The organism is Nonomuraea sp. NPDC049607 (genome assembly GCF_040675375.1).
Lineage (GTDB): Bacteria > Actinomycetota > Actinomycetes > Streptosporangiales > Streptosporangiaceae > Nonomuraea.
In genome coordinates, this window is sequence record NZ_JBFAOV010000006.1 from 119865 (window position 1) to 133459 (window position 13595).

At 73.7% G+C, this 13595-nt stretch carries 13 protein-coding genes; 4 read left to right on the forward strand and 9 right to left on the reverse strand.

What is annotated here, in order from left to right; translation table 11 throughout:
* Positions 1-44: 44 nt before the first annotated feature.
* From AB0J97_RS14375 to def, 5 genes are all read right to left on the reverse strand, one after another.
* On the reverse strand, positions 45-395 hold the full coding sequence (locus AB0J97_RS14375; protein ID WP_364088265.1) for an MmcQ/YjbR family DNA-binding protein: 351 nt from the start codon (positions 393-395) through the stop codon (positions 45-47).
* A gap of 9 nt (positions 396-404) precedes the next feature.
* The gene (locus tag AB0J97_RS14380; RefSeq protein ID WP_357704726.1) at positions 405-821 is read right to left on the reverse strand and encodes a CBS domain-containing protein; all 417 of its coding nucleotides are present in this window, start codon (positions 819-821) and stop codon (positions 405-407) included.
* Positions 822-952: 131 nt separating this feature from the next.
* Positions 953-2365, reverse strand: a complete 1413-nt coding sequence (locus AB0J97_RS14385; protein ID WP_364088267.1) for an aminotransferase class V-fold PLP-dependent enzyme — start codon at positions 2363-2365, stop codon at positions 953-955.
* Positions 2358-2993 carry an XRE family transcriptional regulator gene (locus AB0J97_RS14390; protein ID WP_364088269.1) on the reverse strand — a complete coding sequence of 212 codons (636 nt, stop codon included), beginning with the start codon at positions 2991-2993 and terminating at the stop codon, positions 2358-2360. The genes AB0J97_RS14385 and AB0J97_RS14390 overlap by 8 nt, the downstream gene beginning before the upstream one ends.
* A gap of 7 nt (positions 2994-3000) precedes the next feature.
* Positions 3001-3540 (reverse strand): peptide deformylase, encoded by a 540-nt coding sequence (gene def / locus AB0J97_RS14395; RefSeq protein ID WP_364088271.1) that lies wholly within the window; start codon positions 3538-3540, stop codon positions 3001-3003.
* Positions 3541-3693: 153 nt separating this feature from the next.
* Between def and AB0J97_RS14400 the strand changes: the two genes are divergently transcribed.
* On the forward strand, positions 3694-4488 hold the full coding sequence (locus AB0J97_RS14400) for a methyltransferase domain-containing protein (protein WP_364088274.1): 795 nt from the start codon (positions 3694-3696) through the stop codon (positions 4486-4488).
* 33 nt (positions 4489-4521) lie between these two features.
* Here AB0J97_RS14400 and AB0J97_RS14405 read toward each other — a convergent pair whose 3' ends face one another.
* Positions 4522-5037, reverse strand: coding sequence for a hypothetical protein (locus AB0J97_RS14405; protein WP_357704736.1), 516 nt, complete (start codon positions 5035-5037; stop codon positions 4522-4524).
* A 50-nt stretch (positions 5038-5087) separates the two neighbouring features.
* Complete coding sequence (locus tag AB0J97_RS14410; protein ID WP_364088276.1) at positions 5088-6125, reverse strand: hypothetical protein; 1038 nt, start codon at positions 6123-6125, stop codon at positions 5088-5090.
* A 241-nt stretch (positions 6126-6366) separates the two neighbouring features.
* Here AB0J97_RS14410 and AB0J97_RS14415 point away from each other — a divergent pair, with 241 nt between their 5' ends.
* Positions 6367-7302 carry a GNAT family N-acetyltransferase gene (locus tag AB0J97_RS14415; protein ID WP_364088278.1) on the forward strand — a complete coding sequence of 312 codons (936 nt, stop codon included), beginning with the start codon at positions 6367-6369 and terminating at the stop codon, positions 7300-7302.
* 31 nt (positions 7303-7333) lie between these two features.
* Here AB0J97_RS14415 and AB0J97_RS14420 read toward each other — a convergent pair whose 3' ends face one another.
* Positions 7334-8077 carry a nucleotidyltransferase domain-containing protein gene (locus AB0J97_RS14420; protein ID WP_364088280.1) on the reverse strand — a complete coding sequence of 248 codons (744 nt, stop codon included), beginning with the start codon at positions 8075-8077 and terminating at the stop codon, positions 7334-7336.
* Positions 8074-8712: a nucleotidyltransferase domain-containing protein gene (locus AB0J97_RS14425; RefSeq protein ID WP_364088282.1), complete on the reverse strand. Its 639-nt coding sequence runs from the start codon at positions 8710-8712 to the stop codon at positions 8074-8076. Before AB0J97_RS14425 ends, AB0J97_RS14420 begins: the two co-directional genes overlap by 4 nt.
* Before the next feature lie 57 nt (positions 8713-8769).
* On the opposite strand from AB0J97_RS14425, the gene AB0J97_RS14430 reads away from it, so the two are divergent.
* Both AB0J97_RS14430 and AB0J97_RS14435 read left to right on the forward strand, forming a co-directional pair.
* Positions 8770-10635 (forward strand): propionyl-CoA synthetase, encoded by a 1866-nt coding sequence (locus AB0J97_RS14430; protein WP_364088284.1) that lies wholly within the window; start codon positions 8770-8772, stop codon positions 10633-10635.
* Positions 10636-10711: 76 nt separating this feature from the next.
* Complete coding sequence (locus AB0J97_RS14435) at positions 10712-13528, forward strand: hypothetical protein (RefSeq protein WP_364088286.1); 2817 nt, start codon at positions 10712-10714, stop codon at positions 13526-13528.
* Positions 13529-13595 lie beyond the last annotated feature (67 nt).

Below are 13595 nucleotides of genomic sequence, written 5' to 3' on the forward strand. Positions count from 1 at the left end.
TGCGCGGGCTTGGCCCGCGCGGGCCGGTGCTCAGGGGCCGTTGCTCAGGGGCCGGTCTGGAGCTGCTGCTCCAGGCGGACCTTCTTGGGCACGCACATGCGCCACGCCTCCAGCACCAGCTCCCGCATCTCCGCCGCGTCGAGGGCGTCCATGCGGGCGACCACCCAGTTGAAGCGCAGGTCGGACTCGCCGGGCATGAGGAACTTGCCGGGCTCGGCCGCCACCAGGGCCTCGCGTTCCTCCTTGGGGAACCCGAAGCCCATCAGCGTCTCGTCCCGCGAGAACGCCACGTAGACGATCTTTCCCACGCGGAACTTGACCCGGTCCCGGATCAGATGCTCGGACGAGCGCGGAAGGGTGCGCGCGAAGCGCCGGACGTCCTCGACGGTGATCACACGGCCACGTTAGCGGTTGCCCTCCGCGGCCGAGATGTCGGCGAGAGCGGAGTCCGGGTCGCGCTCCACCGCCAGGTCGCCCAGGCTCACGATGCCGACCGGACGCCCGTCCTCGACGACCGGGAGGCGGCGTACCGCGTGCGACCGCATGATCTGCACGGCCTGGTCGATGCTCGTGTCGGGCCCGACCGCCTCGACCGACGGGCTGCACGCCTCCCTGACCGGCGTGTCCGGCCCCCGCTCGTCGGCCACCACGCGGATCGTGATGTCCCGGTCGGTGACGATGCCCTTCATGCGCCCGTTCTCGTTGACGATCACCGCCCCCGCGTCGTTGTCGCGCATGAGCGCCGCGGCGACCGAAACGGCCTGGTCGCACTCGACCGTCGCCGGGTGGGAAGTCATGACGTCTGCCACGGTCTCTGCCATGGGGTCCTCCTGAATGCTCACGTCCCGGCGGCTACCTACCCGGGCCGGTGAACCATTCACAGGGTTTTGTCGGATTCCGGCGTCCGGCCATGCATGTCCGGTACGTCCGTGGAGGACCCCTTTACCGGACCTCAGAGCGTCTTCGCCGCCAGGCGGATCTCCTCCAGCAGGATCGCGAGGTCGTCCTCGGTGGTGTCCGGGTGCAGGAAGCAGGCTCGCAGGGCGTCCCGGCCGCCGAGACGGGTGCCGGTGAGGAAGGCGTTGCCGCGCGCCTGGACCGCGCCCGGCAGGGCCCTGTTGAGCGCGTCGAGCCCGCCGGGCCCGGTCGTCGTGGGCGTGTGCCGGAAGGCGGTGATGGAGGTGGCGACCGGCGCGAGCAGCTCGAAGTCCGCGGCCTTCTCGACCATGGCGGCGAGCGTGCGGGCCAGGCCGCTGGTGTGCTCCACCAGCCGCGTGACGCCCTCCCTGCCCAGGTACGACATCGTCGCCCACGTCTTCAGCGCCCGGAACGGCCGGGTCTGCTCGGGCCCGTACTCGGCGAACCAGCCCAGGTCGTCGGCGCTGTCGTCCACCAGGTACGACGGCACCAGGCTGAAGGCGGCCCGCGCGGCGGCCGGGTCGCGCAGCAGCGCGCAGCCGCAGCCGACCGGCACGCCGAGCCACTTGTGCGGGTCGAGGGCCAGCGAGTCGGCCCGGTCCAGCCCCGCGTAGGCGGGCGCCGACACCGCGTCCAGCACGCCGAGCGCGCCGTAGGCGCCGTCCACGTGGAACCAGAGCCCGTGCTCGGCGGCCACGTCGGCGATGGCGTCGAGCGGGTCGACCGCGCCGGAGTTGACGGTGCCCGCGCTGCCCGCCACGCAGAACGGCCGCAGGCCCGCCGCCAGGTCGTCGGCGATCATCGTGCGCAGGGCGCCGACGTCCATGCGGAAGGAGGCGTCCACCGGGACCTTACGGACGTTCCGGGCGCCGAGGCCGAGGAGCTGGGCCGCCTTGTGCAGGCAGCTGTGGCCCTCCTCGGTGACGTACAGGATCATGGGCGGGCGGCCGTGCAGGCCGTCCTCGCGGGCGTCCCAGCCGTCGGCGAGCGCGGCGTGCTGGCGGGCCGTGGCCAGGCAGACGATGGTGGCCATCGACGCGCCGCTGGTCAGCAGGCCGCCGCCGGGCGGATGGGGGAAGCCGACCAGCTCGGCCAGCCAGCGCACCACCGTACGCTCCAGCAGCGGGCCCGCGTGGTCGCCGCCCGCGCAGCTCGGGTTGAGCGCGGCGGCCAGCGGCTCGACCACCACGCCGGCGGGGGAGGGCGGCGAGTTCACCCAGCCGAAGAAGCGCGGGTGCCCGTTGCCCATCGGGTACGGCAGCACGTGGGCGCGCACGTCGTCGAGCAGCGCGTCGAGCGGACGCCCGGCGGCGGGCAGCGGCAGCTCGCCCAGCCAGGCGCGTTCGGCGGCGGGCACCGGTTGCCAGACCGGCCCGGCCGCGACTCCCTCCAGGTGGGCGGCCGCGATCTCGGCCGCCCTGACGCCGGCGCGGCGCAGCTCATCCATGCGGGGATTCCCTCCGGGTCTCGTGGTGCCGGGTCTCGTGGTGGCCGCCGCCACTCAGCTCCATGGCCAGGTAGAAGACGCAGTCGGCGGTCCCGTCGTTGGCGAAGGCGTGCCGGTGGTCGCCGGGGTAGGAGGCCGAGTCGCCGGCCTCCAGCTCGTACGGGCGGTCGTCGATCGTCAGGCGCAGCGTGCCGCGCTCGACGGCGAGGTACTCGCGCGAGCCCCGGGCGTGCGGCGCGAACTCGCCCGCGTCCACGCCGGGGCCGATCGTGGTCCGCATGAACTCGAACTCCACGTCGGCCAGCACCGGCGACAACACCCGCCGCTCCCAGCCCGACGGGTCGCGCAGCACCCGCTGCCGGTCGTGCCGCAGCACGCGCACGGCCTCGTGCGCCGGTTCGTCGAGGAGCCGGGAGATCGATGTGCCGAGGGCCGTGGCCAGGCGGTCGAGCACCAGCACGGTCGGCGACTTGGCGCCGCGCTCGATGTCGGAGACCATGCTCCGGCTGACGCCGCTCAGCTCGGCCAGCCGCTCGACGGACAGCCCGCGCCCGCGCCGCTCGGCGCGGATGCGCCCGCCCAGTTCGGCCAGGGACAGGCCGCCGGACAGGATGCCTTCACCTTGCATTCCTCCACTATAGCGGAGAAATATCCTCTTTAGCGGCCTTCGTTGCCTCGTAGCCTGCGAGAACTTGCTTGCGGCGTTTGGCCGACAGGCGGTCGATGTACAGGTAGCCGTCGAGGTGGTCGGTCTCGTGCTGGAGGCAGCGGGCCAGCAGGCCGGTGCCCTCGACCGTGACGGGCGCGCCCTCGGCGTCGAAGCCGTGGACGGCGGCGTGGTCGGGACGGGGGAGCGGGGCGAACTGCCCGGGGACCGACAGGCAGCCCTCCTCGTCGGGGTCGAGACGGCGCTCGCCGAGAGCGGGCAGCTCCAGGGCGGGGTTGACCACGACGCCCTTGTGGTGGACGCCCTCGGCGTCGGGGCAGTCGTAGACGAACACGCGCAGCGGCACGCCGATCTGGTTGGCGGCCAGGCCCACGCCGTCGGCCGCGTACATGCTCGCGAACATGTCGTCGACCAGCGCCGCCAGCTCGCCGTCGAACCGGGTCACCGGCTCGCACGGATTGTGCAGCACCGGATCGCCCACGTGCACGATCGGCCGGACCTCTCCCACGACCACGCCTTCCTTTTGACCTGACTTTGCCGCGACCAGTCTATGAGCGACGCCGCGCCGGTCGATCCAGTCTCATATAACAAGACATATCCTCTCGAAAGATGAGATACGCGCTAATGTGCGGAGTACACATCGTCGTGAAGGAGTCTTTCGATGGACGCCGTCTACACCCATGGGCATCACGAGTCCGTCCTGCGCTCGCACCGGTGGCGCACCGCGGAGAACTCGGCCGCTTACCTGCTGCCGCACCTCAAGCCCGTGATGAAGGTCCTCGACGTGGGCAGCGGGCCCGGCACGATCACCGCGGACCTGGCCGCGCGGGTGGCGCACGTGACGGCGTCGGAGGTGACCGAGGAGGCGCTGGCGCTGGCCAGGGCCGAGATCGCCGCGCGGGGGCTGGGGAACGTGGACTTCGCCGTCGCCGACGCGCACGCCCTCGACTTCCCCGACGACACCTTCTGCGTGGTCCACGCCCACCAGGTGCTCCAGCACGTCGGCGACCCGGTGCGGGCGCTGCGCGAGATGCGCCGGGTGACCAAACCGGGCGGGTACGTCGCGGTCAGGGACAGCGACTACGCGGCCTTCGCCTGGTACCCGCGCCTGCCCGCCCTGGACGACTGGATGGCCCTCTACCGGAGGCTCGCCCGCGAGAACGGCGGCGAGCCGGACGCCGGGCGGCGCCTGCTGTCCTGGGCCCGCGCCGCCGGCTTCCAGGACGTCACCGCCACCTCCTCCACCTGGTGCTTCGCCACCCCCGAGGACCGCGCGTGGTGGGGCGGCATGTGGGCCGACCGCGTCCGGGAGTCGGCCATGGCGCGGCAGGCGCTCGCCACGGGCGCGGCCACCGAGTCCGACCTGCGGCGCATGGCCGACGGCTGGCGGGAATGGGCCGCCGACGACGACGCCTGGCTCTCGGTCCTGCACGGCGAGATCCTCTGCCGCCCCTGACCCGCCGGACGGGCCACCGGGCGGGGCGTCAGGTCAGAGGCCGAGGGTGCGGGTGCGCTGCCACTGGGGGTCGCGGTAGAGCACCTGGTCGGTGCCCAGCAGTTCGTCGGGGGCCGACAGCATGGCGATCTCGCCCGCGGCCTGGAGCTGCAGCAGCAGGTCGCGCACCCGCGGCCCCACCGGCAGCCGCCCGGCGGGCAGCCCGAACCCGGCCCGCACCGTGTCGGCGATCTCCGACAGGTGGAACGGCCCGTCGAGGCCCGCCACGATGCCGCGCACCACGGTCATCGTGATCAGTTCCTCGGCCTCGGTGTGGGCGAGCTGCCAGGTGATCTGCTCCTTACGGCCCCCGGTCGCCGCGCAGACCGTGCAGCCCCGCGTCAGGCCCGGGGCCACCTGCTCCACCGCCGAGCCGAGACAGGCCGAGCACTGGCCGTTCTCGGCGGCGTGCAGCTCGGCCGCCATCCGTCCGGCCAGCACCGCGCCGCAGTCGCAGCCGAAGCCGTCGCCCAGCATGCCGCTCTGCGGCGAGATCGTATGCTTCGTCATCAAGCCGACTCTACCGGCCCCGGCCGCCCCTTCCGTGGGCCCGCGTCCCGTCAGGCACGGACGTCGGCGAGCCCGTGCAGGCGGCGCAGGGCCTTGCGGGCGGACGCCGTGACGCGTTCGTCCGGGTGATGGTCGATGATGACCCGCAGCACCCGGCCCGTCCACGGGTGGTCGCCGAAGGCCAGGATCGCGATCGTGCCCGCCTGCTCCTCGGCGTCCATCCCCATGGCGATCGACTCGATCACCTCACCCGCCTCGCCGCCGCCGAACTCCAGCAGCGCCGCCGCCATGTCCACCAGCACCCAGGCGATCTCGTCGGGAGAGGGACGCCGTTCCTCGCGGCCGGTTCTGGCCGCGACCACCGCGCCCAGGCGGGGTTCCTCCAGCAGCCCGCGCAGCGCCCGGCGGCCCTCCTCGCCGAGGCCCGACGACAGCAGCTCCACGCCGACCGCCCTGCTCAGCGGGCTCACACCGGGCAGCGCCCCGGCGATCTCGGCCGCGGCCCGCTCGCGGTCGCGTCCGGCCAGCCAGCCAGCGAGCTCCTCGCCGCGCTCGGCCTCGGGGTAGGAGCGCAGGCCGTGCAGCAGCGTGGCGGCGTCGGCGTCGGCGAGCGTCCCCATGACGGGGATCTCCTGCCCGGCGGTCTCGGCGATGATCAGCCGCGCCACCCACAGCCCGAGCCAGCTCAGCGTGTACGGCTCCGCCTGCCGGACCAGCCCCAGATCGGTCAGCGCCCGCGGCACCCGCCCGGCGACCGGCTCCCTGGACAGGAACATGCGGATGAGCTCCAGCAGCAGCCGCTGGTCGGCGGCCAGCCGCGCCCGGCACACCTCGGCCCACGCCTCCAGCACCCGGGCGTCGTCGCCGCCCCCGCCCTCGCTCCCGCCCTCGCTCCCGCCCTCGCTCCCGCCCTCGCTCCCGCCCTCGCTCCCGCCCTCGCTCCCGTCCGCGCGCTCGTCTTGCCTGTCGAGCAGCGCCTTCAGCTCGCCCGAGAGCGGGGCGGCGCGGACGGCGGCGGCCAGGGTGGCGGCGTCGGGGAGCCGGATCGGCGGTTGCAGCGGCAGCGTGTCGTCGTCGTAGGACCTCACGGAGCCCATCCTGTCCTCATCGTCGGCCGGATCGGAATCGTCCCGCCGGATCGCGAAACGCCGGAAACTGGACGCGGTCCAGCGTACTCACGTCGTCCTCCGGCCACGAGGGAAAGATCACGTCCGGGAAAACGGTGAGCGGGCGACGGCAAGCTGGGCTAGAGTGCTGCGAAATGTCGGGAGAAGGGAGGCACTGAGATGTTTGGCAGTGTAAGTGTGATTTTCATTTCTCGGAGGAACTGTGCTTTTCCGTCCCGCGGTCGAGGCTGACCTCGACCGTCTGCTCAGCTGCGTCGTCGACGAATCCATCAGCTGGGCCCATCCCGACCGGCTGCTCTCCTTCCTGGAGAGCCGTAACTACCGCTACGACCGCATCTGGGTCGCCGAGGAGAACGGCGAGATCCTGGCCCGCGCCGTCTGGTGGGGCTTCGCCGGCGAGGAGCGACCGCTCGCCCTCGACTGCGTCTACGTCCACCCCTCGGTCGAGGACCGCGTGAGCCTGGCCGCCGAGCTGCTGCGCCACGCGCACGCCGCGTTCGGCCGGACGCCGGAGTACCACGTCTTCGTCTCCAACGGCTGGCGTGAGGACCCGAAGGCGTCGGCGGCCATCGCCTGGCGCTGGGAGGCCGCCGGCCGCGCCGGGCTGACCGAGGAGCTGGAACGCCTGCGCTACGCCTGGACGCCCGGCTCGCCGGTGCCCGAGCCGTCCGACCGGCTGGTCTTCCGCGGCGATGACGACGACGAGGTGTTCGTGGACGCCTTCCGCCAGGTCGCCGAGGGCACCCTCGACTTCCACACCCGCCAGGCCCTGATGACCATGGACCCCGTGGAACAGGCCCGCGAGGACGTCCGCGACAACCGCTCGATGCGGGGCGAGCGGTCCTGGTGGCGACTGGCCTTCGACAAGAGCGGCGAGCTGGTGGGCGTCGCGCTGCCCTCCGCCAACGACGCCGGGCCCGTGGTCGGCTACCTCGGCGTGGTGCCCGCGCACCGGGGCCGCGGCTACGTCGACGAGCTGCTCGGCGAGATCACCCGCTTCCACGCCGAGCGTGGCGTGCCGGGCATCATGGCCGACACCGACGCGGGCAACGTCCCGATGGCGCGGGCGTTCGAACGCGCCGGGTACGAGAACGTCTCGGTCCGGCTCGTCCTGTCGGCCGATCCCGCCGCCGCCTGACCCTCCGGCCCGTCCCTGACGGCGTCCCCCGTCAGGGACGGGCCGCCAGGCGCGCCCGTACGACCAGATCGTGCAGGGCGTCGTCCGCGGCGGCCCGCTCGGGCAGCGCCGACTCCTCGCGCGCCGCCTCCAGCGCGGCCGTCATCCGCGCCACGTCGTCGGCCACGCCCGCCACCTGGGGCGCGTGCCCGTGCTCGGCCTCCTTCTTGGCCGCCACCAGCTCCGGCAGGTACGCCGGCCCGTACGCCGCCAGCCGCGTCAGGTCGGCCTCCAGCTCCCCGCTGCGCATGAGATGGGTGCCCGTCGCCAGCACGCGGAAGGTGTACAGCAGCGGCTTCAGCTCCCCGGTACGCCCGAACAACCGCCACTGCGTACGGGCGAACCCCAGGTAGTGGTGGGCGTGGTGCCGCGTCACGCATCCGGGCGCCAGCGCCACCAGCTCGTCGTGCAGCGGCGAGGAGGTCACCACCAGCGGCGACAGGAGCTGTTCCAGCACGTATCCGTTCCGGCCGAGCAGCAGGCGGCAGAACTTGGCCAGGTCGTGCGTGACCAGGTCCACCTCGACGCCGTCGCGCGTCCACGTCCGGTCGAGCGTCTGCGGCCCGGTGCGCAGCCCGACCACCTCCTCGGCCGGCAGCACGTGCACGCCGCGCAGGTCCACGTCGGAGTCCACGGACGGGAAGCCGTACAGGTGGGCGCCGCTCACCGTGGCGAACGCCACCGGGTACGGCTGCTCGCCGGGGATCTCCGGCAGCCAGGACGGCAGCGCGCTCACAGGTGCTCCTTCCGCACGCCCACCAGGAAGTCCTCCACACGTTCCCGGTCCGGCCGCTCCGGCAGGACGCAGGGCGTGGCGGCCAGCTCCGCCGCCAGCTCCCCCCGCCAGGCGTCCACCTCGGCCCACGGCACCTGGCCGCGCCTGACCGCCAGCAGCCGTGCCCGGTGGGGGCCGACCTGGACCAGCGGCTCGCCGTGCCGGACCAGGTGCAGGCCGCTCAGCAGCAGCCGCACCATGTGCATGGCCTGCTTCCACTTGGGCGCCCGCGGGTCGAGCCGCCGGAACTGGTCGTCGGCGTACCCGGCGAACGTCTGCCGCGCCCGCCGCGACACGAACGCCTCGCGCAGCTCGCGCAGCCGCCGCCCGGCCGGGGTCTCGACCTCCACGATCGGCGACCACAGGCACTCCAGCACCGTCGGGTTGTTCTCCAGCGCCAGCACGCAGAAGCGCTCCACCTCCCAGGAGAACTGCTCGGGCAGCGGCCCGTCGCGGTGGGTGGGCGGCTTGGACAGCCGCCAGAAGTCCGCGGTGGGGGCGGCGAACACGCCGCGCCGGTCGGTGTCGGAGCCCTCGGTCTCCAGCCCGTACGCCCGGGAGCCCGTCACGACGGACAGGATGAGGTCAGAGTTCATCCGGACACCCTCCCACGGGGCTTGCGTTCGGGGGCCGGCGGCTGATCTGATCGAAAAGTGGGCGGCTATGACGAGGCTTACCGGCGCAGCATCTCGCACCCGGAGGAGTTCTGGGCCGAGGCGGCACGCGACATCGACTGGGACGTCGCGCCCGCCGTGGTCACCGACGGGAGCCGCTGGTTCCCCGACGGACGGCTCAACACCTGCCACAACGCGGTCGACCGGCACGTCGCGGCCGGACGCGGCGGGCAGGCGGCGCTGATCCACGACAGCCCGGTCACCGGCACGGTCCGCACGATCACCTACGCCGAGCTGCTCGACGAGGTGGCCCGGACGGCGGGCATGCTGAAGGCGCTCGGCGTGACGGCCGGCGACACCGTCGTGATCTACATGCCGATGGTGCCCGAGGCGGTCGTCGCGATGCTGGCCTGCGCGCGGCTCGGCGCGGTGCACTCGGTGGTGTTCGGCGGCTTCGCGGCCAGGGAGCTCGCCCTGCGCATCGAGCACGCCGAGCCCAAGGTGGTGCTCTCGGCCTCCTGCGGCGTCGAGCCGGCCCGGACCGTCGCCTACAAGCCGCTGCTCGACGCCGCCCTCGGCCAGTCGGCCCACCGGCCCGCCCACTGCGTGATCCTCCAGCGCCCGCAGTGCCCGGCCGGGCTCACGCCGGGCCGCGACCTCGACTGGCACGCGTCCGTACGCGCCGCCGAGCCCGCCGGGTGCGTGAGCGTGGCCGCCACCGACCCGCTCTACGTGCTCTACACCTCCGGCACCACCGGCCTGCCCAAGGGCGTGGTGCGCGACAACGGCGGCCACGCCGTCGCCCTGCGCTGGAGCATGACCAACGTCTACGGCGCCGCCCCCGGCGAGGTCTTCTGGGCCGCCTCCGACGTCGGCTGGGTCGTCGGCCACTCCTACATCGTGTACGCGCCGCTGCTGACCGGCTGCACGACCGTCCTGTACGAGGGCAAGCCCGTCGGCACGCCCGACCCCGGCGCGTTCTGGCGGGTGACCGCCCAGCACGGCGTGCGCACGCTGTTCACCGCGCCCACCGCGATCAGGGCCATCAAGAAGGAGGACCCCGCCGGGAACTTCGCGAAAAAGTGGGACCTGTCCGGGCTGCGGCATCTCTTCCTCGCCGGCGAGCGCCTCGACCCCGACACCTACCACTGGGCGAGCGACCTGCTCGGCGTCCCGGTCATCGATCACTGGTGGCAGACCGAGACCGGCTGGCCCGTCGCGGCCAACTGCGTCGGCATCGAGACCCTGCCGATCAAGCCGGGCTCGCCGACGAAACCCGTCCCCGGCTACGACGTGCGCGTCCTCGACGCCGAGGGCCGCGAGTGCCCGCCCGGCGTGGAGGGCGCGGTCACCGTCCGGCTGCCGCTGCCGCCCGGCTGCCTGCCCACCCTCTACCGCGACGAGGAGCGCTTCACGGCCTCCTACCTGTCCCGCTATCCCGGCCACTACCTGACCGGCGACGGCGGCCACATCGACGCCGACGGCTACCTCTTCGTCATGGGCCGCATCGACGATGTGATCAACGTGGCCGGCCACCGCCTGTCCACGGGCGCGCTGGAGGAGGCGCTCGCGGCCCATCCCGACGTCGCCGAGTGCGCGGTGATCGGGGTGGCCGACGCGCTCAAGGGGCAGCTCCCGGTCGGGTTCGTGGTGCTCAAGTCCGGCTCCGCCCGCGACCCGGCCGACGTCGAGCGCGAGCTGACCGCCCTGGTGCGCGAGCGCGTCGGGCCGGTCGCCGCCTTCCGCCGGGCCGTGGTGGTCGCCCGGCTGCCCAAGACGCGCTCGGGCAAGATCCTGCGCGCCACGATGCGCGACATCGCCGACGGCCGGCCGTACGCCACGCCGTCCACCATCGAGGACCCCGGCGTGCTGCCGGAGATCGCCGACGCCGTGAAAGGCCCATAGCGGAGCGTGCATCAGGGCGGCGCCGGGGGCGCGGCCCGGCGCATGATGGGACCTCCCGGTCCCGGAGAGAAGGCTGATGATCGAGACCCCGAGTTACGCCGACGCCCTGAGGGTGCTCGGCTGCAAGGAGGGCAGGCTCGTCAAGGTGGTCGGCTTCGCCGCGGCGGCCGCCCGTACGGGCTGGGCGCTGGCCGGGGGCGGGCTGCTCACCATGGGCCTGGCCGACATGCGTTCCGACGTCGTGCGCTACGGCGAGGAGGTCATCCGCCGGATGCCCGAGCTGAAGGGCGGCGTGGACCGTTACACCCGCACCCAGCGCCTGGCCGCCGCGCACGCCGTGATCGTCGTCTCGGCCTGGTTCGAGGCGCTCGGGGAGGCCAAGCTGCCCTTCACCTTGGAGCAGCTCGACCGGGCCGACAAGATCTCCCACGGCGTGCCCACCCCCGAGCGTTTCGCCCGCCTGGTGGCCGGTCTCCTCATGGAACGCCTGCCCACCCCCGAGCCGCACGTGCCCTTCGCCGAGACCCGCCAGGCCGTCGAACGCGCCCACCTGCGCATGTCGGAGGTGATGGCCGGGTTCGTCGGCGGCCTCAGCGTGTGGGACGAGCTGCCCGTGGACGACCAGCTCCTGTTACCCCGGATGCTCGCCGAGGGCCCGCCCGCGCACGCCCTGCGCATCTACGACGAGGACTTCCGCTCGCTGTCCCTGGACAGCCACGAGTTCGGCGTGCGCAGCCTGGTCACCGACCGCCAGACGCCGGGCACCGGCCTGTCGCGGGTGGCCTGGTTGCTGGCCGAGCTGGCCCCGCCGCGGGTCGGCGACCGTCCCATGATCCACCGGGCCAGGATGGCCGCGAACGCCCTCGACCGGCCCCTGCTGGCCGCGGGCAAGCTCCCCGAGGACGTCTCGCTCCCGCTGCTCGGCGAGGGCTATCTCAGCCCGCGCTGCCGGGTCGCCGAGCTGACCGGCGAGTCCGACCCCTCCTCCGTGGGCTGGTGGCGGGACCAGCGCGTGCTGCCCGACGCCGAGGCGTTCCTCGTCGGCCACCTCACCTCGCTGCGCGCCACCCAGGCGCCGCTGCTCGTGCTCGGCGAGCCCGGCTCGGGCAAGTCCAAGCTGACCGAGGTGCTGGGCGCCCGCCTGGCCAGGTCGGAGTTCCTGCCGATCAGGGTGGAGCTGCCGCGCGTCTCGCCGCGCGCGCCGGTCACCGAGCAGATCGAGCAGGCCGTCGCCGCCGTGCTGGAGGAGGAGGTCGCCTACGCCGACCTGGTCGCCGCGGGCGACGGCGCGCTGCCGGTGATCCTCCTCGACGGCTTCGACGAGCTGCTGCAGGGCGGCGTCAACCGCTACGACTACCTCGGGCACGTCCAGGAGTTCCAGCGCCGCGAGGCCGCGCTCGGGCGGCCCGTCGTGGTGATCGTGACCAGCCGGACCGTGGTGGCCGACCGCATCAGGTTCCCCGACGGGCTGCTGGCGCTGCAGCTCCAGCCGTTCGAGGACGACCAGGTGCGCCAGTGGCTGGACATCTGGGACCAGGCCAACCGCGCCCTGCTGGCCCGGCGCGACCTGAAGCCCCTGCCCGCGGCGACCGCCCTGGCCCACGGCGAGATGGCCAGGCAGCCGCTGCTCCTGCTGCTGCTCGCCCTCTACGACGCCGGCGGCAACGCCCTCCAGCGCGAGCACCGCCCGATCGGCCGCGCCCGCCTGTACGAGGTGCTGCTGCGCGACTTCACCGAACGCGAGACCGCCGCCCCGCAACGGGTGCTGATCGACGGCGAGCTCGTCCTGCTCGGCACGGTCGCCCTGTCCATGCTCGCCCGCGGCCGCCAGGTCATCACCGAGGACGACCTCGGCCGCGACCTGCCCGCCCTGTGCGAGGGCGGCGAGGACGAGCCCGAAGAGCCGCGCCCGCCCGTCGACTGGGCCCGCCGGGCCACCGAGCGCTTCTTCTTCATCCGCCGCGACGGCCACTCCTTCCTCCACTCCACCTTCGGCGAGTTCCTGACCGCCTGGCTGACCGTGTACGCGCTGCGCGACCTCGACCGGCGCCGCCGCCTGGCCGGGGACGAGCCGCTGGCCCTGGCCCAGAGCGTGGACGACGACCTGCTGTACGCGGTCACGTCGTTCTCCTGCCTGGCCGAGCGCGGGCCGACGGTCGGGTTCATCCTGGAGCTGCTGGACGAGGTGCCGCCGGCCGTACGCGCCCGGTGCGTGACCCACCTGGCCGGGCTGCTGCGCCGGTCCCTGTACGAGCGCCGCCGCCGCTGCTTCACCGGCTTCGAGCCCGTACGCCATCCCGTCACCCGCCGCCTGGCCGCCTACTCGGCCAACCTGGCGCTGCTCATCGTGGCCGCCTCGCAGGAGCCCGTCCCCGTCTCGCACATCCTGGGCGGGCCCGACCCGCTGGGCCGCTGGGCCTCCTTCGGCCACCTGTGGAAGGGCCAGCTCGGGCACGAGGGCTGGACGGGCCTGGTCAACGCCCTGTCGGCGCACCGCGTCGCCGGGCAGGGCAGGGAGGAGGTGATCCTCGGCGGCACCGAGGGCACCGCCATGGGCGACGTGATCGTCGCCGCCGCCACCGGCCACGCCCCCCGCCACCGCAGGCTGCTCGACCTGCTGATGCTCGCCGTGGGGGAGGGGCGCGCCCTGCGCTTCCGCGACCGGGTGGCCGTCCTGCGGGAGCTGCTGGAGGCCGGGGAGGTGCGGTCCCCGGCGGTGCACCGGGCGCTGGGCGCGTTGTGGCGCGAGGACGGCGCCGACCACGCCGAGCTGCGCCCGCTGCTGGTCCTGGTGCTGGCCGACCCGACCGAGCGCGTCGCCACCTGGGAGCAACTGGTCAGGGCGGGCGTGCCGGAGGAGGAGCTCTGGCAGATCAGCCTGGGCGCCGACTGACCCACCGGCTCCGCGACGGTCGTCAGCGCGCCGACCGGTCCACGGGCTCCGCGGTGATCGTCAGGGG